This window comes from Mycolicibacterium arabiense (genome assembly GCF_010731815.2).
Lineage (GTDB): Bacteria > Actinomycetota > Actinomycetes > Mycobacteriales > Mycobacteriaceae > Mycobacterium > Mycobacterium arabiense.
This window is the reverse complement of the sequence record NZ_AP022593.1, coordinates 2,865,913-2,884,980: the sequence shown is the minus strand read 5'-3', so window position 1 is coordinate 2,884,980 and position 19,068 is coordinate 2,865,913. Positions and strand designations below refer to the sequence as shown.

At 70.4% G+C, this 19,068-nt stretch carries 20 protein-coding genes; 6 read left to right on the top strand and 14 right to left on the bottom strand.

Going from position 1 to position 19,068, the window contains the following annotated elements:
- Positions 1-6: 6 nt before the first annotated feature.
- From mnhG to G6N61_RS15550, 7 genes are all read right to left on the bottom strand, one after another.
- Positions 7-360: a monovalent cation/H(+) antiporter subunit G gene (gene mnhG / locus G6N61_RS15580; RefSeq protein WP_163919329.1), complete on the bottom strand. Its 354-nt coding sequence runs from the start codon at positions 358-360 to the stop codon at positions 7-9.
- Positions 357-632 (bottom strand): monovalent cation/H+ antiporter complex subunit F, encoded by a 276-nt coding sequence (locus tag G6N61_RS15575; RefSeq protein ID WP_163919328.1) that lies wholly within the window; start codon positions 630-632, stop codon positions 357-359. The genes mnhG and G6N61_RS15575 overlap by 4 nt, the downstream gene beginning before the upstream one ends.
- Positions 629-1,228: a Na+/H+ antiporter subunit E gene (locus G6N61_RS15570; protein ID WP_235887558.1), complete on the bottom strand. Its 600-nt coding sequence runs from the start codon at positions 1,226-1,228 to the stop codon at positions 629-631. The genes G6N61_RS15575 and G6N61_RS15570 overlap by 4 nt, the downstream gene beginning before the upstream one ends.
- On the bottom strand, positions 1,225-2,832 hold the full coding sequence (locus tag G6N61_RS15565) for a Na+/H+ antiporter subunit D (protein ID WP_163919327.1): 1,608 nt from the start codon (positions 2,830-2,832) through the stop codon (positions 1,225-1,227). The genes G6N61_RS15570 and G6N61_RS15565 overlap by 4 nt, the downstream gene beginning before the upstream one ends.
- On the bottom strand, positions 2,829-3,293 hold the full coding sequence (locus G6N61_RS15560) for a Na(+)/H(+) antiporter subunit C (RefSeq protein ID WP_163919326.1): 465 nt from the start codon (positions 3,291-3,293) through the stop codon (positions 2,829-2,831). Before G6N61_RS15560 ends, G6N61_RS15565 begins: the two co-directional genes overlap by 4 nt.
- Positions 3,290-6,184 (bottom strand): Na+/H+ antiporter subunit A, encoded by a 2,895-nt coding sequence (locus G6N61_RS15555; RefSeq protein ID WP_163919325.1) that lies wholly within the window; start codon positions 6,182-6,184, stop codon positions 3,290-3,292. The genes G6N61_RS15560 and G6N61_RS15555 overlap by 4 nt, the downstream gene beginning before the upstream one ends.
- Before the next feature lie 123 nt (positions 6,185-6,307).
- On the bottom strand, positions 6,308-6,757 hold the full coding sequence (locus tag G6N61_RS15550) for a DUF1707 domain-containing protein (RefSeq protein ID WP_179973634.1): 450 nt from the start codon (positions 6,755-6,757) through the stop codon (positions 6,308-6,310).
- A 93-nt stretch (positions 6,758-6,850) separates the two neighbouring features.
- Between G6N61_RS15550 and G6N61_RS15545 the strand changes: the two genes are divergently transcribed.
- Both G6N61_RS15545 and G6N61_RS15540 read left to right on the top strand, forming a co-directional pair.
- Positions 6,851-7,300, top strand: coding sequence for an SRPBCC family protein (locus G6N61_RS15545; RefSeq protein ID WP_163919324.1), 450 nt, complete (start codon positions 6,851-6,853; stop codon positions 7,298-7,300).
- Between the two features lie 130 nt (positions 7,301-7,430).
- Entirely contained in the window at positions 7,431-8,486 is a 1,056-nt protein-coding gene (locus G6N61_RS15540) for a class I SAM-dependent methyltransferase (protein ID WP_163919323.1), read from the top strand.
- Between the two features lie 4 nt (positions 8,487-8,490).
- On the opposite strand, the gene G6N61_RS15535 is transcribed toward G6N61_RS15540, so the two are convergent.
- From G6N61_RS15535 to G6N61_RS15515, 5 genes are all read right to left on the bottom strand, one after another.
- Positions 8,491-10,710: an AAA family ATPase gene (locus G6N61_RS15535; protein ID WP_163919322.1), complete on the bottom strand. Its 2,220-nt coding sequence runs from the start codon at positions 10,708-10,710 to the stop codon at positions 8,491-8,493.
- Positions 10,707-11,567 carry a CDP-alcohol phosphatidyltransferase family protein gene (locus G6N61_RS15530; RefSeq protein WP_163924855.1) on the bottom strand — a complete coding sequence of 287 codons (861 nt, stop codon included), beginning with the start codon at positions 11,565-11,567 and terminating at the stop codon, positions 10,707-10,709. Before G6N61_RS15530 ends, G6N61_RS15535 begins: the two co-directional genes overlap by 4 nt.
- Positions 11,568-11,596: 29 nt before the next feature.
- Positions 11,597-12,313, bottom strand: a complete 717-nt coding sequence (locus G6N61_RS15525; protein ID WP_163919321.1) for a phosphatidylserine decarboxylase — start codon at positions 12,311-12,313, stop codon at positions 11,597-11,599.
- 63 nt (positions 12,314-12,376) lie between these two features.
- Positions 12,377-13,570, bottom strand: coding sequence for a molybdopterin molybdotransferase MoeA (gene moeA, locus G6N61_RS15520; protein WP_163919320.1), 1,194 nt, complete (start codon positions 13,568-13,570; stop codon positions 12,377-12,379).
- Between the two features lie 2 nt (positions 13,571-13,572).
- Positions 13,573-14,496, bottom strand: a complete 924-nt coding sequence (locus tag G6N61_RS15515; protein WP_163919319.1) for an SDR family NAD(P)-dependent oxidoreductase — start codon at positions 14,494-14,496, stop codon at positions 13,573-13,575.
- On the opposite strand from G6N61_RS15515, the gene G6N61_RS15510 reads away from it, so the two are divergent.
- From G6N61_RS15510 to G6N61_RS15500, 3 genes are read left to right on the top strand one after another with little or no spacing between them, the layout of a single operon-like run.
- The gene (locus G6N61_RS15510) at positions 14,495-15,004 is read left to right on the top strand and encodes a PH domain-containing protein (RefSeq protein ID WP_163919318.1); all 510 of its coding nucleotides are present in this window, start codon (positions 14,495-14,497) and stop codon (positions 15,002-15,004) included. The genes G6N61_RS15515 and G6N61_RS15510 overlap by 2 nt on opposite strands.
- Complete coding sequence (locus G6N61_RS15505) at positions 15,001-16,437, top strand: PH domain-containing protein (protein WP_407666460.1); 1,437 nt, start codon at positions 15,001-15,003, stop codon at positions 16,435-16,437. The genes G6N61_RS15510 and G6N61_RS15505 overlap by 4 nt, the downstream gene beginning before the upstream one ends.
- 44 nt (positions 16,438-16,481) lie before the next feature.
- Positions 16,482-17,294 carry an HAD-IIA family hydrolase gene (locus G6N61_RS15500; protein ID WP_163919317.1) on the top strand — a complete coding sequence of 271 codons (813 nt, stop codon included), beginning with the start codon at positions 16,482-16,484 and terminating at the stop codon, positions 17,292-17,294.
- Here G6N61_RS15500 and G6N61_RS15495 read toward each other — a convergent pair.
- Together G6N61_RS15495 and G6N61_RS15490 are read right to left on the bottom strand one after the other, a co-directional pair.
- Entirely contained in the window at positions 17,289-17,750 is a 462-nt protein-coding gene (locus tag G6N61_RS15495; RefSeq protein WP_163919316.1) for a GNAT family N-acetyltransferase, read from the bottom strand. The genes G6N61_RS15500 and G6N61_RS15495 overlap by 6 nt on opposite strands.
- Positions 17,750-18,478, bottom strand: a complete 729-nt coding sequence (locus G6N61_RS15490; protein ID WP_163919315.1) for a Type 1 glutamine amidotransferase-like domain-containing protein — start codon at positions 18,476-18,478, stop codon at positions 17,750-17,752. The genes G6N61_RS15495 and G6N61_RS15490 overlap by 1 nt, the downstream gene beginning before the upstream one ends.
- A 73-nt stretch (positions 18,479-18,551) precedes the next feature.
- Between G6N61_RS15490 and G6N61_RS15485 the strand changes: the two genes are divergently transcribed.
- Positions 18,552-19,025, top strand: a complete 474-nt coding sequence (locus G6N61_RS15485; protein WP_163919314.1) for an SRPBCC family protein — start codon at positions 18,552-18,554, stop codon at positions 19,023-19,025.
- The last annotated feature ends 43 nt before the right edge of the window (positions 19,026-19,068 follow it).

The following is a 19,068-nucleotide window of genomic DNA, read 5'->3' as shown; positions in this document are numbered from 1 at the left end:
TGCTGATCAGGCGTCGTTGCGGCGCGCGGTCTCGTCGCGCTGGGCGATCTCGTCGCGCAGCAGGAGGTCGTCGCGGAAGGCCTGCTCCCGGTACGCGAGCTGGCCGACGCGGTTCGCGACGACCGGCGCGGTGATCACGGTGAACAGCCCGGTGAGGATCACCATGCCGACGTCGGGGTGCCCCCGCAGCCGGATGGCCGCCCCGGCCAGCACGAGCAGCAGCCCGAGTACCTGAGGTTTGGTGGCGGCGTGCATGCGCGACAACGTGTCCGGGAAGCGGACCACGCCGATCGCCGCGGTCAGCGCGAACACCGATCCGCCCAGCACCAGCACGCCGGCCAGGACGTCGAGCACGTTCACCGATCGCTCCTCTCGTCGCGGTCGCGCACGCGGAAGCGGGCGACGCTGACCGACCCGACGAAGCTGATCAGCGCGAGCGCGGTCAAGCTGTAGGTCACCGTGGTGTCGAGGCTGAACGCGGCCCACGTGCCGATCGCACACATCGTCACCGCCACGAACGTGTCGAGCGCGACCAGGCGGTCCAGCGTGCCCGGCCCGGCCAGCAGGCGGTACATCGTGATGGTGGCGGCGGCGGTCAGCAGGACCGCTGCGATGACCCATACCGTGTTCATGCGTCGGCCTCCCGCTCTGCTGCGTCGTCCGAGTCCTCGAGCGAGCGCTCGTCCGAAGGCCGCCAGTGCGCCTCGCGTTCGAACGTCGCGATCAGTAGGCGCTCCACCTCGGCGACCTGGTGGTAGAACCGGTTCACCCCGCGGTCGGTGCCGACGTCGAGAACGTGGACGTAGATGAGGCGCCGGGTCTGGTCGATCTCCAACACGATGCCGCCGGGGATGAGGTTCATGATGTTGACCGCGAGCGCGAGCACCAGGTCGGACTTCAACGCGAGGTGCGCGCGCAGGACCGCCGTGCGGGGCGGCGGCCCCGGCCTGATCGCCAGCCACGCGACCTGGATGGACGACATCACCAGGTAGTACGCGACTTGAATCACCAAGCGCAGCAACGACAACGGGTGCAGTCGACCCTCGATGGGCACCGGTGGCAGCGGCAGCAGCACGGTGATCAACAGCCCCACCAGCAGGCCGCTGAGCACGTTGGCCGCCGACACGTCGCCCCACAGCAGCACCCACACCAGCATCAGCCAGCACAGCACCCACGCCCGCAGGATCACCTTGCGCAGCGGCCACCGGTTCTTCAGGCGCGCGGTCATGGCACCACGCCCGCACCGAGGACTGCGGAGATGTACTGCCCCCGGTCGAGCACCTCGTCGGACGACCGCTCGCTGTAGGCGAAGATGGGCCCCGCGAACACCGTCAGCGCCAGACCGACCGCGATCAGCGCCGCGGTGGGCAGCACCATGCCCACGGGCATCCGCCCGACGTCGTCGCGGTCGGCGAACACGGCGTCCTCGTCGTCGTGCAATAGCGCCGACGGCGCGGCCGCCGACATCGCGCCCTCGGGTGCGTCGGCACGCGCCCGCCAGAACGCCTTGGTCCACACCCGCGCCATCGCGTACAGCGTCAGCAGGCTGGTGACGACGCCGCCGCCGACCAGCACCCAAGCCAGCACCGACGCGTCCTGCACACCGGCCTCGAGCAGGGCCACCTTGCCGATGAACCCCGAGAACGGGGGAATGCCGCCGAGATTCAGCGCGGGCACCAGGAAGACGAAGGCCAGCAGGGGGCTGGCGGCGGCCAGTCCGCCCAGTCGTTGGAACGTCGAGGCACCGGCTTGGCGCTCGATGAGGCCGACGACGAGGAACAGCGTGGTCTGCACGACGATGTGGTGGGCGACGTAGTAGATGGCGCCCGACATGCCCAACTCGTTGGACAGGGCGATGCCGAACACCATGTACCCGATGTGGCTCACCAGCGTGAACGACAGCAGTCGCTTGATGTCACTCTGCGCGAGCGCGCCGAGGATGCCGACCAGCATCGTCAGCAGCGCGGCGACCAGCAGCACGCGGTCCATGGCGCCGCCCGGGAAGAGCAGCGAGTGCGCCCGGATGATCGCGTACACGCCGACCTTGGTGAGCAGACCGGCGAACACGGCGGTGACGGGCGCGGGAGCCGTGGGGTACGAGTCGGGCAGCCACGTCGAGAGCGGGAACACCGCGGCCTTGATGCCGAACGCCACCAGCAGGACGGCGAACATCGCGCTGCGCGTGCCCTCGGGAACGTCGTCGAGGCGCACCGCGAGTTCGGCGAGGTTCAGCGTGCCGGTCGCGGCGTAGATCAGCGCCAGCCCGATCAGGAAGATCAGCGACGACACCATCGACACCATGACGTAGGCGATGCCGGCCCGCACCCGCTCGGTGCTGGCGCCGATCGTCAGCAGTACGAAGCTCGCCGACAGCAGCACCTCGAACCCGACGAACAGGTTGAACAGGTCACCGGCGAGGAACGCCGTGCAGACGCCCGCCGACAGCACCAGGTACGTGGGCAGGAAGATCGAGACGGGCTGGCGTTCGTCGCCGTCGCGGATGCCCTGGCCGATGGCGTAGAACACCACCGCGAGCAGCACGATCGACGACACCAGCAGCATTAGCGCCGAGAGTCGGTCGACCACGAGCGTGATGCCCAGCGGGCCCATGCCCGTCACCGATTGACCCCAGCCGCCCACGTGCAGCGCAATGGTGCCGTCCCGGTCGGCGAGGTGAACGAGCCCCGCGCACACCGCGACGACCGCCGTCAGCGCGAGCACCGCGATCGTGCGCTGCAGACGCGGTCGGCGCCCGGCGAGCAGCGTGGCGGCCGCGGCCAGTGTCGGGATCAACACGGGCAGCGGCGTGAGGACGGCTGCGAGCGAACTCATCGCGACCCCTCGTGCCCGGGCAGCGCGTCGAGTTCGTCGGGTGCGTCGGTGTCCTTCGACGGCACGTGCTCGGGCCGGTCCTCGTCGAGTGCGAAGTCCGAGCGCTGCGAGACGCGGGTGTCCTCGAGGTCGTTGGCGACGTCCTCCTCGCGGGAGAGTCGGTAGGAACGGTAGGTCAGCGCCAGCACGAACGCGGCGATGCCCATCGAGATGACGATGGCGGTCAGGATCATGCCCTGGGCTAGCGGATCGGCGGTCATGGTCTCGCCGTCGGAGGTGCGGCCGCGGATCGGCGGGTTCCCCGATGGGCCTCCGACGGTGAGGATCAGCAGGTTCACCGCGTTGCCGGTGAGCAGCAGACCCAACAGCATTCGGGTCAGGTTGCGCTCGAGCAGGAGGTACACGCCGGCGCTGGTGAGCCCGCCGATCAGGATGAGCGGGATCAGGTACGTGACGTTCATCGGCTCACCGCCCGCGACTGCCGGGACCGCTCGACCTGCTCGGCCATCTCCTCGTCGACGCGCGCGCCGAGACTGCGCAGGACGTCGAGGACGAGCCCAACCACGATCAGGTAGACGCCGAGATCGAAGAACAGCGCGGTAACGAACTTGACCGACCCCAGGACGGGCACGTCGAACTGGATCACCGCAGAGGACAGCACCGGCGCGCCCAGCAACAGCGAGGCCACCGCCGTGCCCGCCGACAGCGCGAGGCCGGCGCCGAGGATCTTGCCCGCGTCCAACGGCAGCGCCTCGCCCAGTTCGTAGCGACCGCCCGCCAGGTAGCGCAGCACCAGCGCCAGACCCGCGGTCAGGCCACCCGCGAAGCCGCCGCCGGGGGTGTTGTGACCGGCGAAGAAGAAGTATGCCGACAGCACCATGATGAGCGGGAAGATGATGCGCGTTGCGACCTCGAGCACCAGGGAGCGGTAGCGCGGATCGCGCAGCTCGCTGCCGCGCAGCCAGGTGATCTCGCCGACGGCGGGGCTGGTCGGCAGCACGGGGATGCGGCCGATGTCGGGTTGGCCGGCGTCGGCCACCCGCGGTGCGGCGCCGAATCGCCTGTCGCGGAACACCATCGACGCGACACCGGTCGCCGCCACCAGCAGCACCGAGATCTCGCCCATCGTGTCCCACGCGCGGATGTCGACGAGCAGGACGTTGACGGTGTTGGCGCCCTGGCCGCGGTAGTAGGCGGCGTCGGGCAGCAGCTCCGCGATCGGGGTGGTGGTGCGTGCCGCCATCGCGAACACCGCCAGCGTCGTGACCGACGCTCCGACGGCCAGTGCGAGCGCGGCCCGAGGCAGCCGGTGGCGCGTGACGGTGGACCGCTCCGCCTCGGCGGGCAGCGTGCGCAGGACGAGCACGAACACCACCAGGGTCAAGGTCTCGACCAGGAACTGGGTGAGCGCCAGATCGGGCGCACCATGGAAGACGAAGATGACGCCGCAGCCGTAGCCGCTGACCCCGACCACGAGGACCGCCGCGAGGCGGTTGCGCATCACCGTTGCGGCGAGCGCGGCCGCCAGGATGATCAGCCCGACCACGACCTGCAGCGGGGAGTCCCACAGCGCCAGCTCCGGGCGGTTGCGCGCGCCGAGCACCAGCATCGAGATCGGGAGCAGCACCAGCGTCAGCAGGATCACCGACTGCGTGGCGGGGATCGATCCGCGCTGCGTGGAGGCGGTCAGGCGCACCGCCGCCATGTCGATGCCACGGATCACGGCGTCGTAGATGCGGTCCGCGTTGCCCAGCGGCAGGTAACCGAGGCGGACGCGCCGCAGCCGTCCGCGCGCGAAGAACGCCGCGATGCCGGACGCCAGCACCAGGACCGACAGCAGCAGCGGCAGGTTGACGCCGTGCCAGAGCGCGAGGTGGTAGCCGTCGTCGCCATACGGCACGGTGTCGGCGTAGTCGGCCAGGACGTGATCGAGCCCGGTGGGCCATATGCCGAACACCAGGCCCGCGGCGGCCAGCACGCCCGGAGCGACCAGGAAGGCAGCCGGCGGGCGGTGCATCTCGGCGACGCGGGTGCTCGGCTCGGTCCTGCCCTTGCGGGCGAACGCGCCGTAGACGAAGCGCAGGCTGTAGATGGTGGTGAAGACCGACCCGACCACGATGCCCGCCAGCACCCAGGGCGCGGCCGACCCCAGTGACGCGCTGTGCAGGATCGTCTCGAGGTCTGCCTCCTTGGCGATGAAGCCGAAGAAGGGTGGCAGGGCGGCCATGCTGGCGGCACCGCCGATGCCGATGATCAGCAGTGGACGGTGCCGGTCGCCGAGCCAGCCCAGCCGGCGGATGTCGCGGGTGCCGGTGGCGTGGTCGATGATGCCCACCACCATGAACAGGGCCGCCTTGAACATCGCGTGCGCGCACAGCATCGCGAGCCCGGCGAGCATCACGTCGCGCCCGCCCGTGCCGACCATGACGGTGATCAGCCCGAGCTGGCTGACGGTGCCGAACGCGAGGATCAGCTTGAGGTCGTATTCGCGGACGGCGCGCCAGCCGGCCAGCAACATGGTGGCCAGCCCGAGGACCACGATGGTCGGCCGCCAGCCAGGTGAGTCGGCGAAACCCGGTGTCATGCGGGCGATCAGGTAGACACCGGCCTTGACCATGGCGGCCGCATGCAGGTACGCGCTCACGGGTGTGGGTGCGGCCATCGCGCCGGGCAACCAGAAGTGCAGCGGCACGATCGCGGACTTCGACAGCGCGCCGACGAGGACGAGGAGTGCGCCGACCGTCACGGCGGTACCGGTCGGCGGCGCGGCGATCAGCTCGGAGAGCAGGTAGGTCCCCGCAGCCTCGCCGAGCACGATGACGCCGACGAGCATCGCCAACCCACCCGCCGTGGTGACGAGCAGGGCTTGGACGGCGGCGCGCCTGCTCGTCGCGCGTTCGGCGTAGTGGCCGACCAACAGGAACGACAGCACCGTGGTCAGTTCCCAGAACAGGTACAGCAGCAGCATGTTGTCGCTGACGACGAGCCCGAACATGGCGCCGGAGAACGCGACCAGTTCGGCGGCGAAGCTGGGCAGCCGGTTCTCGGTGTGGCCGTCGTGGTGGTGGAAGTACTCGGCGCAGTAGAAGAGCACCAGCGCGCCGATTGCCAGCACCAGCACGCTCATCACGGCGGCGAGCGCATCGAACCGCAGCGTGACGTCCATCGACAGCTCGGGCACCCACTCGAGGTGGACGGTCTGCTCACCGGCCCCCGGCCAGTTCGTGGCGACCCAGACCAGGGAGCCCAGCGGCACGAGTGCCAGGGGATGGAACGCCCGTCGGCCCCACCGGCGCACCAACAGCGGCGCCACGACGGCGGCGGCCGCGTGGGCGAGGAGAATGGCGAGCATGGCACTCCGTCTATCGGGGTGTCAGCCGTCGATGCTGTTGGCTGGACTTGTCGCCGTCCAGTTTACGGACCGGAACCGATGCGACCCGTTGGCCGTGACGTGCGGCCCGGGCCGACCGGGATGCTATGGAGCGCGTCGGCAGCCGGGTGAGCGGACCGCGAACCTGGCCGGGATCACGTGGCCGACGACGCCGATCCCGGCGCCGAGGATCGGCCAGATGGGCCAGAAGTACCACGTTCCGCCGGACAGGGCGACGGCCAGCCAGACGGTCAGCACGACGACGACCATCAGCGCGTAGGCGGCCAGGTGCAGGCGCAGCCAGAGCCGGGCGGCCGATTCCCGGGCGGCGCGTCGAGCGGGGTCGTCGAGCCGCATCCGGTGCACGGGCAGGTCGGTGAGCAGGGCGTCGAGGTCGCCCCGGGACTGAGCGGCGAACGCGGATCCGACCCGGCGTTCGTACTCGGTCATGTCGAGGTAGCCCTGGGCGAGCGCTTGGCCGAGTCGGGTGGCGGTGAGGTTGCGATCGCGGTCTCCGACGCGAACGGCTGACGTGTTCGTCATGGGAGCGGTCATGTCTGCTCTCCTCATCTTGACGGTGCCTAGACTGATGCGTCGACTGTGACATGTCAGTTATGGAATGTCAATGGGTCTTGTTCAATGTGATGCATGGCCGACGAGAGCAGGGTGGTCGCCGCGAGCCGCGAGGTCGCCGCCCCCGCCGAGACGATCTTCGAACTCATCGCCGACCCCGCCCAGCAGCCGCGGTGGGACGGCAACGACAACCTCGCCGAGGCCGACGCCGGGCAGCGGGTCACCGGGGTGGGCGACGTGTTCACGATGGGCCTGACCATCGACGCCAAGCGCGACAACCACGTCGTGGAGTTCGAGGAGGGCCGCCTGATCGCGTGGCGCCCGTCGGAGCCGGGAGCGGAGCCGCCCGGACATCTGTGGCGGTGGCAGCTGGAACCGATCGACGCCCAGCGCACCCGTGTCACGCACACCTACGACTGGTCCGAACTGTCCGATGAGAACCGGATGGAGCGTGCGAGGGCCACCACGTCGGAGCGATTGCGGGCGTCGATCGACCGGCTGGCCGGTCTGGCCGAGGGCGGATGAGCCCACGTATCGAGATTAGCTAAACACCTGGGTTCGTTTGGATACGCACTGATCGGTCCGTTTTCGTCACATTCGCTCTCTTCGCCAGGATCATGGAAGATCCACGACCGGCGAGCAAAGGAGCGTCATCATGGACGTCGACGAGAACAAGCTGAACGAATTCCTCGGCAAGGCGGTGGGTGACCTCGGTGCCGCCATGAGCGCCACGCTGATGCTGGTCGGCGACCGCCTTGGGCTGTACCGCGAACTGGCCCGCGGCGCGCTCAGTCCGAGCGAACTGGCCGAACGCACCGGCACCGACGAACGCTACGTCCGCGAGTGGCTCGGCAACCAGGGCGCGGGCGGGTACGTCGAGTTCGACCCCGCAACCGACCGGTGGTCGCTGACCCCCGAACAGGCGGCGTGCCTGGCCGACCCCAACGGACCCGTCGACCTGCCCGGCGCCTACAACTTGGTGGAGGCAACGTTTCATGCGTTGACGCACACGCTCGAGAACTTCGCCTCGGGGCAGGGCATGGAGTGGGGCGAGCACCACGCCTGCCTCTTCGAGGGCACCGAACGCTTCTTTCGCGCCAGCTACAACGCCAACCTGATCGAGTCGTGGTTGCCGGCACTCGACGGGGTGGTGGACAAGCTGACGAGTGGCGCGAAGGTCGGCGACGTCGGGTGTGGCCACGGCGCCAGCACGATCCTGATGGCCAAGACCTACCCCGCGAGCCAGTTCGTCGGATACGACTACCACGGTGAGTCGATCGACGTGGCCCGCGAGAAGGCGGCAGCGGCGGGGGTCGCCGGCAACACGCGGTTCGAGGTCGCCGACGCAATCGGCTACGAGGACGAGGACTTCGATCTGATCGCGTTCTTCGACTGCCTGCACGACATGGCTGATCCGGTCACGGCGGCACGGCACGCGCGCGAGGCGTTGAACGGCGACGGTACGGCGATGATCGTGGAACCGTTCGCCAACGACAGCGTGGCCGACAACATGACCCCGGTCGGCCGGGTCATGTACGGGGCGTCGACGCAGATCTGCGTGCCGGTGTCGCTCGCGCGCAATGGTCCTGCGCTCGGTGCGCAGGCGGGCGAGGCCCGACTGCGCGAGGTCGTGGTCGACGGAGCCGGTTTCGCCCGTTTCCGGCGTGCCACCGAGACGCCGTTCAACCTCGTGCTCGAGGCCCGGCCGTAGCGCGCTAGCGCCGTTCGGAGAACGCCTGCAGCGACGCGACCTGGGCCGGGTCCAGGGACGGCCGCACGGTCGCGCGGGCCTTGTCGACGTCGGCGACCGTCACGTCGGCCGCGTCGATCGACCGCCGCATCGCGGTCAGTGCCGACTCCCGCAGCAGCGCAACGCAATCCGCCGCGCTATAGCCCTCGAGTTCGTCGGCGACGGCATCCAGATCGACGTCGGGACTGAGCGGTATGGACTTGCCCGCGGTGCGCAGGATGTCGCGGCGCGCGTCGGCGTCCGGCGGCGGGACGAACACCAGCTTCTCCAGCCGGCCCGGCCGCAGCAGCGCGGGGTCGATCAGGTCGGGGCGGTTGGTGGCGCCCAGTACCACCACGTCGCGCAGCGGGTCGATGCCGTCGAGTTCGGTCAGCAGTGCGGCCACCACGCGGTCGGTCACGCCGGAGTCCGAACTCTGCCCGCGCCGCGGCGCGAGCGCGTCGACCTCGTCGAGGAAGATCAGCGACGGCGCGGAATCCCGTGCCCGGCGGAACAACTCGCGGACCGACTTCTCCGACGACCCCACCCACTTGTCCATCAGCTCGGCGCCCTTGACCGCATGCACTGACAGTCGACCGGTGCTGGCGAGTGCCCGCACAACGAATGTCTTGCCGCATCCGGGCGGGCCGTAGAGCAGCACGCCGTGGGGCGGATCGACGCCGAGGCGGGTGAACGTGTCGGGATGCTGAAGGGGCCACAGCACCGCTTCGGTCAGCGCCTGCTTGGTCTCGACCATGTCGCCGACGTCCTCGAGCGTTACGGACCCGACCGCGATCTCCTCGGTCGCCGAGCGGGACAGCGGCCGGATCACCGTCAGCGCCCCGGTCACGTCGTCCTGCGTCAGCGCGGGTGGCTCGCCGTCGGCGCTCGCGCGGGCCGCGGCCCGCAACGCGGCCTCGCGGACCAGGGCCGCCAGGTCGGCGACCACGAAACCCGGTGTGCGCTGGCCGATCTCGTCGAGGTCGAGTTCCTGGGACGGTACGCCCCGTAGGAGCACCTCGAGCAGGGCCTTGCGGGTGGCGCCGTCGGGCAGACTCAGACCCAGTTCGCGGTCGCAGAGGTCGGGGGCGCGCAGCCGGGCGTCGACGGCGTCGGGCATCGCCGACGTCCCGACGAAGGCGACTCCGCGGGTGGCGACCGCGGTGCGCAGTTCGCCGAGGATCGGCGTCGCGACCGGTTCGGCGGTGGCGGGCAGCAGCGCGTCGACGTCGGTGATGAGCAGGACCCCGCCACCCTCGCGCACCTGGGCGGCGGCCTCGGCCACCGCCGTCAGCCGGTCCTCGGCGCGCAGTGCCCCGATGTCGGGCCCGTCGAGTTCGACGAGTCGGCGGCCGTCGCACACGGTGCGCACCAAGGTGGCCTTGCCGACGCCCGCCGGCCCCGACACCAGCACGCCGAGATTGGGCTTCGCGCCCAGCGTCTCGAGCAGCTTGGGTTCGTCGAGGGCCAGCTTCAGCCATTCGCCGAGCCGGGCCGCCTGCGCGGTGGCGCCCTTGAGGTCGTCGATCGCGACGACGGGTGCGGGGGTGCTCGCGACGGGCTGCCGGACGGTCGAGGCGGTGGCGGCCGCACCGTCGGATCCGGCGGCGACGTCGCCCCACGACACCGACGTGTTCGGTTGCACGCTCACCGGTCCTGGCGGATCGACGGCGACGACGGAGAGCAGTTCCGAGGTCCACGTAATGCCGACCGACGACGCCAGCGCGGACGTCGCGGCGGAGGTGGACGTGCCAGGTCCGAGGTCGCGAGGCAGCAGTGACACGGTGTCGCCGACCGTCATGACCTTGCCGAGCAGGGCCATGCGCAGCGTCGCCGACGACACGGAGTTGCTCGCCAGGCGGGACCCCGTCAACGTCACCGACCTCGCGCCGTACACGGTCACGGGGGCGACGATCACCGACGCGCTCTCGCGCAGACCGGCGTTCGACATCGTCACGTCGTCGAGCAGCGCCATGCCGGGCGGGGTGCCGGACGGGGCGATGCCGACCACGGCGGCGGTCGTGCGGGAGCCGGTCAGCGCCACGGCATCCCACTCCCGGATCCCGAGTGCGGCGAGCACTTCCGGATGCAGCCGGACCACGCCTCGCCGCGAATCCAGGGCCGAGGTGTTGAGCCGCGCGATGAGCCGCAGATGGGTCAGCGGCGCCTCGCCCGAATCCTCGACGACACCGTCGGTGTGCGTCATCGTCGCGGGTTGCGGGGGTCTTGGTCGAGGGAGTTCGGGTGCGCGCCCGGCTTGCGCAGCCCGAGGCGCGACATCGAGCGACGGTTCGGCTCGGCGCGGCGGATCGCGCGTCGCGCTGCGCGGCGCTGCTGCGGCTTGGCGTCCCACGCCTCCGGGCGGGCCGCCACCCAGCGCTGGCTGCGGATGGTGAACGGGATGATGCACACGTAGCCCGCGATGATCAGCAGCACCAGCACGTACGGGAACAGCAGCAGACCCGCGGCGGCTATCGCGACGAGGATCAGCAGGATCGGCGCCGCGTTCGTCGGCACCGAGATCGCCTTCAGGGCAAGGGTCGGCACCCGGCTGACCAGCAGCGCCGAGTTGGCTGCCAGCCAGAGACAGACGAACCAGTGCGAGGTCCACCAACCCTCGCCGAACTGCAACTGCGCGGCCAGCGGACCGATCACGCCGACGGCGCCGCACGGTGCGGGCATGCCCGTGAAGAACTCGCGGGTGTAGGCGGGACGGGTGTCGTCGTCGAGCAGCGCGTTGAACCGGGCCAGCCGCAGCACGATGCACACCGCGTACAGCAGGACGAAGATCCAGCCCACCGGCGTCTCGGGCAGCAGGGTCACGTAGACGACGAGGGCCGGTGCCACGCCGAAGTTGACGGCGTCGGCCAGCGAGTCGATCTCGGCGCCCATCCGGGACTGCGCGTCCAGGGCGCGGGCGATGCCGCCGTCGATCCCGTCGAGCACGGCGGCCGCGCCGATGAGCGCCAGCGCGATGTGCGGCCGGTCGTCGAGTGCGAACTTGATCGACGTCAGCCCGGCGCAGATGGCCAGCACGGTGGTCGCGCTTGGCAGGATGCGCATTGCCTTCGGGCGGCCACCGTGGGGTTTGGTCACGCCAACTCCGCGAGCGGGGTCTCGCCACCGATGGCGCGCTGCCCGAGTTCGACGATGACGTTCGCGTCGGCGGGGAAGTACGTGTCGAGGCGCGAGCCGAACCGGATCAGGCCGTAGGTCTCGCCGAGTTCGAGCGTGGCCCCGGCGTGCGTCGAGCAGACGATGCGGCGGGCGATCAGCCCGGCGATCTGAACGGCCACCACGTCGACGCCATTCGGGGTGCGGAGCCACACGCTGTTGCGTTCGTTGTCGGCGCTCGCGGTGTCCTTGTCGGCCGACTGGAACTGGCCGGGCCGGTGCTTGACCGTGACGACGTCGCCCGCCACCGGCGCCCGCTGCACGTGGGCATCGAAGATCGACAGGAAGATGCTGACCCGCTTCATCGGCGTGTCAGGCAGGTTCAGCTCGGCGGGCGGCGTGGCCTCGTCGATCAGCGTCACCAGGCCGTCTGCGGGCGCGACGACCAGGTTTGGCCTGGTCGGCGGCACTCGGGGTGGATGCCGGAAGAAGCCGGCGCAGGCGCCCGCGGCGGTCAGTCCGACGTTGCGGACCAGGCGGTGTTTGCGTCCGACGGCGGCAAGCCCGAGCCCGCCCGCGATGAACGGGAGGCCGGCCGGGTGCACCGGCGGGACGGTCGACCGGACGAGGTCGACGAAGCGGGACAGCTCGGAACTATGGTCTTCGACCGCAGGCGGTCGCGCGGGTCTGGCCATGGGGTTCCGATTCTAACGACTCTCCGGCGGTGGCCGGGTGCGCCGGGAGGGCCCTTCGCGAAATCAGGTCAGATCCCAGACCCGCACCGTGGACCCTTCGGCCACCTCGGTGACGTCCTCTTCGATCTCCAGCAGACAGTTCGCCGATGCCAGCCAACGCAGGTGATGCGACGCGGGCGGGCCGTAACTGGTGACGACGTCGCCGTCGAGTACGCCGCGCCGGAACTGCCGCCGACCCTGGGGCGAGGTCAGCGATTCGCCGAGCGTCACCTCGCGGCGGGTGCGCTCCGGCTGCGGGACGCCCATCGCGGCGCGCAGTGGGCCGCGCAGGAAGACCTCGAACGAGACCAGTGCGCTGACGGGGTTGCCGGGCAGCGTGACGATCGGCGTACCCGTGTCGGCGACCCGTCCTCCCCCCTGGGGCATGCCCGGCTGCATCGCCACCTTCACGAACTCGACTTCGCCACCGAGCGAGTCCTTGACCACCTCGTAGGCGCCTGCGCTGACCCCGCCGGTGGTGATGACGAGGTCTGCGTCGCGCGCGTGCTCGAGCAGGGTGCCGCGGAACGTCGCGACGTCGTCGGCCGTCATCGCCACGGTGGTGACCTCGGCGCCTGCGTCGCGCACCGCGGCGGCGAGCATGACGGCGTTGGACTCGTAGATCTGACCGGGCAGCAGGGGCGTTCCTGGCGCGACCAGTTCCGATCCGGTCGACATGACCAGGACCCGCTGCCGGGGGACCACGCTGACATCGGCCAAGCCCAGTGCGGCGACCAGGCCGAGCGCGGCGGGTGTCAGGACCTGTCCGGCGCGCAGGACGGTCGTGCCCTCGGTGACGTCCTCGCCTGCGTGCCGCAGGTGCTGGCCGGGCCGGCTCGCGCGGCGGATGGTGACCGTCTCGGTACCGCCGTCGGTGACCTCGACGGGGACGATGGCGGTCGCGCCCGAGGGCAGCGGCGCACCGGTCATGATGCGGTGCGCCGTCCCGGGCGCCAGGGTGAGCGGGTCGGTCCGCCCGGCCGGGATGTCCTCGGCCACGGGCAGGGTCACCGGCGACTCCTCGGTGGCGGCTGCGACGTCCTCGGCGAACACGGCGTACCCGTCCATCGCGGAGTTGTCGAAGCCCGGCAGCGACAGTGGGGCCACGACGTCCGCGGCGAGCACCAGGCCGAGAGCGTCGGGCACGGGTGTGGCGACGGCGCCGCGCGCGGTGATCAGCCCGGCGACGACCCGCTGGTGTTCCTCGACGGACCGCACGGCTACACCGGGAACGTGACGCCGGTGAGTTCCTCGGACACCGTCCACAGCCGCTGCTGGACTGCTTCGTCGCGCGACTGCGCGCTCGACGACACCAGCACGGGGTGGCCGCGCAGCTCGCGGAACCCGTCGGGGCCGTAGTACTGCCCGCCCTTCACCTGCGGGTCGGTCGCGGCGCGCAGCGTCGCCAGCGCGCCCATCGCGGGACTGTTGGTGACCAGCCCGGCCGCGCGCAGCACGATCGGCAGGCTGCCGCCGGGTAGGTGCCGCATGAGTTCGGTGTTGGAGATGCCGGGGTGTGCGGCGACGGCGATCGTCTTCGCGCCCTTGGCGGCGAGACGGCGCTGCAGGTCGAAGGAGAACATCAGGTTCGCGAGCTTGGACTGGCCGTAGGCGGCGACCCGGCTGTAACCGCGTTCCCACTGCAGGTCGTCGAAGCGGATGCCCGCGCGGATGTTGTGCGCCATGCTCGCGACCACGACGACACGCGACCCCTCGACGGGCAGCAGGTGGTCGAGCAGCAACCCCGTCAGCGCGAAGTGCGCGAGGTGGTTGGTGCCGAACTGCAGCTCGAAACCGTCCTCGGTGTGGCCCTTCGGCGGGTACATCAGCCCGGCGTTGTTGATCAACAGGTCGATGCGCGGGTGGGTGGCCTTGAGTTCCTCGGCGGCCTCGCGCACCGACTGCAGTGAGCCGAGATCGAGCCGCTGCAGCGTGACCTCGGCGCCTGGGACGGTGCGGCTGATCTGCGCTGCGGCCTCCTTGCCCTTGTCGAGGTTGCGCACCGCGAGCACGACGCGCGCGCCGCGTTCGGCCAGCACGCGCGCGGTGTGGAAGCCGAGACCCGTGTTGGAACCGGTGACGATCGCGACCCGCCCGCTCTGATCGGTGACGTCTGCCTCGGTCCACTTCGTGTTGGCGCTCATGATCACGACCATACTCAGGAGGGTGTCCACCCTGATCGACCCCGCGAACCCGCCCAGCCGCAAGGCGCCCGTGGTGTGGGCCGTGTCCGCGGCGATCCCGTGGGCGGTGCTGGCGGTGGCGCAGGTGGCATGGTTCGTGCTCGACGGGCGATACGGCGTTCTGCACGGGCTGGCCGCCGCGTCGACCGTGGCGGGTGCGGCGCTGTTCGTCGGCGTGGTCCCCATCTGGCGATACCGGGTGCACCGCTGGGAGATTGGCTCCAACGCGGTGTACACGCGGACCGGATGGCTGGTGCAGGAGCGTCGCATCGCACCGATCTCGCGGGTGCAGACCGTCGACACCGAGCGCGGCCCGCTCGACCGGCTGTTCGGGCTCGCGACCGTCACGGTGACGACGGCGTCGTCGGCGGGTGCGGTCCGCATCGTGGCGTTGGACACCGACGTCGCCGACCGCGTCGTCGCGCAGCTGACCGACGTCGCGTCGATCGGCGAGCAGGACGCCACGTGAGCGCACCGGTCGAGCAGTGGCGGCGGCTGAGCCCGCGCATGCTGCTGGTGCACCCGATCCACGAAGTGCTGCGCCAACTCCCGCTGCTGATCGGTTCGGCGGTACTCGGTACGGCGACCGGCAATCCGCTGTGGTCGGCCGCAGCGCTGGGCCTGCTGGTGGCGTTCGGCGTCGCCCGCTGGTTCACGACGAGCTACCGCATCGACGGCGAGCAGATCCAGCGCCGGGAGGGCGTGCTGGCTCGCCGGGTGCTCTCGGTGCCGCGCAACAGGATTCGTTCGGTGTCGACCGACGCCCGGCTGCTGCACCGGCTGCTCGGCCTCACCGTGGTCAAGGTCGGCACCGGACAGGAGGGCCGCGGTGACGCCGACTTCGCGCTCGACGCGGTGCGCGTCGAGGAGGTCGCGGGACTGCGCGCCGTGCTGCTCACCGAGTCGCCGGACGTCGAACCTCAGGCGCCGCAGGCCCGCGTGCTCGCCCGGTGGGAACTCTCGTGGCTGAGGTACAGCCCGCTGAGCTTCACCGGACTGGCGATGATCGCCGCCGCGGTGGCCGTGGTGTACCAGACCGGTGTCGTTGCGACGCTCGAGGATTCACCACTCGTCCGGGAGGGTCTGGACGCCGCCGAGCGGGCCGGCGCGGTGGTCGCGGTCGTCGGGCTCGTCGGTTTCGTGCTGGTCGCCTCGCTCGTGCTGTCGGTACTGCGGAGCCTCGTCACGTTCGGCAACCTGGTGCTGTCGCGCAGCGAAGGCGTGCTGAACCTCGAGCACGGTCTGCTGCGCCTGCGTCAGCACACCTACGACACCCGCCGGTTGCGTGGCGGGACACTGCGCGAACCGCTGCTGGTCCGCGCGTTCGGCGGCGCCCGACTGGACGCGGTGATGACCGGTGTCGGCGGGGCGGGTGAGGCGTCCCTGCTGCTGCCGCCGTGCCCACGCGCGACGGCCGAGGCCGTGCTGACGGAGTTGACGGCGCCCGGGGTGGCCGACGGGCCGTTGCGCGGACACGGTGCTGCGGCGACGCGCAGGCGCTGGACCCGTGCCCTGCTGGTTCCCGCGGTGGCGGCGGTGGCGCTGGTCGTGGCGGGCACGCCGGCCTGGACGTGGCTGGTCTGGTCGGCCGTCACGGTGGCCGCGGCCTTCCTGGCCTTCGACCGATCCCGTGCGCTGGGTCACAGCGTCGACGGCAGGTGGCTGATCGCGAGGTCGGGAAGCGTCGAACGCAGGCGGGACTGCATCGCCGCCGCGGGGGTCATCGGGTGGACGGTGCGGCAGACGCCGTTTCAGCGCCGCGCCGGGGTGGCGACGCTGGTCGCGGCGACTGCGGCAGGGATCAAGGGGTACCGGGTCATCGACGTGCCTGCCGACCAGGCGTGGGCGGTCGCCGCCGCGGCGTCGCCGTGGGTGGCCGACAGCGAATGGGTCACTGCCTGACGGGTACGAGTTGCGCACAGGCCGCTGCCGTTTACCTTGGCACCATGGCTATCGGTGGTGTGCTGTTCGACATCGATGGCGTCCTGGTGACTTCGTGGGAGCCGATCCCGGGCGCCGGGGAGACTTTGCGGACCTTGGCGGACCATCAGATCGCGCGCTCGTACCTCACCAACACCACCACTCGCACCCGCGTGCAGATCGCGAAGTTGCTCGCCGAGGCGGGCATGGACGTCACCGCCGACGAGGTCATCACCGCGGCCGTGCTGACCGCCGACTACGTCCGCGACCGCTATCCCGGGGCCAGGTGCTTCCTGGTCAACAGTGGCGAGATCGGCGAGGACATGCCCGGCATCGACGTCGTCTACTCCCACGACGTCGGGGACGCAGAACCCGAGACCCCGGACGTCGTGCTGCTCGGCGGTGCGGGGCCGGAGTACGACCACGTGACGCTCAGCCGGGTCTACGACTGGATGGCGCAGGGGATTCCGGTGGTCGCCATGCATCGCAGCACGGCGTGGAACACCGCCGCGGGACTGCGGATCGACACCGGCATGTACCTGCTCGGCATGGAGGAGACCTGCGGCCGCAAGGCGGTCGCTGTGGGCAAGCCTGCGCCCGAGGGCTTCCTGGCGTCGGCGAACCGCCTGGGGGTCGATCCCGAGGAGATGTACATGGTGGGCGACGACCTCAACAACGACGTGCTGGCCGGGCAGGTCGTCGGGATGACGGGCGTGCTGGTGCGCACCGGCAAGTTCCGCCAGGACACGTTGGACCGTTGGGCGGCAGATGAATTCGCGATGCAGCCCAACCACGTCATCGACTCGATCGCCGACCTGCCCGAGTTGCTTGGGTTATAGGGACGGCGGGTTCGCGGTCATCGCTATGCGCACCTCCGGATGGGCGCCGTCGCGATGTGTCTCGACGAAACCGAGCCGCTTGTATAGCGCGCGTGCGCGGTGATTGACCTCGAGTACGCGCAGGGTCACCGCCTTCGAATGGCGTCGAGCGCGGACCAGGATGTCACCAATGATTGCGGTCCCGATGCCCCGACCCTGGTGGCTGGGCAGTAGTTCGAGCAGCGCGATGAAGACTCGATCGTCGGACTCCTCGAGGTCGAGCCTGCCGGCGTCGACGCCATCGACCATGACGATCCGGGCGCGGTCGAGGTCGAGGTTCTTGGCCAGGTGAGCCCGTTGCTCGTCGTCCCGCCACCCCCACACCTCGTCGACGTAGGGGCCCAGCGAGGCGCGGTGCAGCTCGAACAGGAACTCGTGGTCAGCGGCATCGACCTGGCGCAAGTCGATTCTCGGCATCACGGCAACCGGCGGGTGTCGAGCCGGGTCTCGAGGACGGCGTCGCCGACCTTCTCCACGAAGTAGGCTGCGGCGCCATCGGTTTCGCCGACGGCCTCGACGAAACCCGTGCCGCGGTAGACGACGCCCACACCGTCGTCGGTCGCGTAGCCGGCGGGAAGCGTGCCGTCGCCGATCAAGCGTTGGAACAGCGGCCGGCGTCGCTCCTCGGTGTCGTAGTGCACCCCGTTGGAGAACGGCACCAGGCCCAGGCCGTCGGTCACCGGACGCAGCTCCGGGCCGAACGAGTCGGTGGTGCCCCCGGCATGCCAGCAGATGGAGCCTGCCGAGACGCCGGTGAGCACGACGCCGGCCTCCCACGCGGTGCGCATCGCGTCGTCGACGCCGTGCAGTCGCCACATCGCGAGCAGCCCGGCCACACTGCCGCCGAACACCCACACCACGTCGTGCTCGAGCAGATGAGCTGTGACGTCGTCGACGTTCGGCATCGGGAACAGGACGAGGTGCGACGTCGCGAACCCCCGCTGTTCGGCCGCCTCGGTGAGGTGGTGCAACGTCGCGCGGTCGTCGCCCATGGCGGTCGCGAGCAGGCAGACCCGTGGCGCCCGCCCACTCGTTCCGGACAGCTCGATGGCGTACTCGGTGAGCGCGGTGAACGCCATCCTGGTGCGCCGCCCCGGCCCGACCCCGCCGCTGGTCGCGAGGATCGTGGGTGAGTCGGCGGCCATGCGGCCGACGGTAGGGCCAGTGCGGCGGTGCGGCAACCGATTAGTTCCGCGCGGTTCGTCAGTCGGTACGCGTATGACCACGGATACCTTGATCACGACCCGCATCGTCAACGCTCCCGTCCAGGCCGTCTTCGAGGTGCTGGCCGAGCCCGCCAATCACGCAGCCATCGACGGCACCGGGTGGGTGCGGGAGTCGCTCGACGGAAAGCCGTTGCAGGAGAAAGACCAGATCTTCCGCATCGCGATGTATCACGACAACCTGCCCGAAGGCCACTACGAGATGGCCAACCGCGTCTTCGCCTTCGAGCCGTCCACGACCATCGCCTGGGAACCCGGTCAGGAGGGGCCCGATGGCGAGATCAAGTACGGCGGATGGACCTGGCGCTACGACCTCGAGCCGGTCGGCGACGGGACCCAGGTGACCATGACGTACGACTGGTCGGGTGTTCCCTCGGAGACGCGGGAGCACATCGAGTTCCCGCCGTTCGCGGTGTCGCACGTGGAGAACTCGCTCGCGAATCTGGCCAAGCTGGCCGAAGGGCGCTGACGCTTCCATCCCCAGTGTGGGGCTTATGCACAGGCCGAGCCTT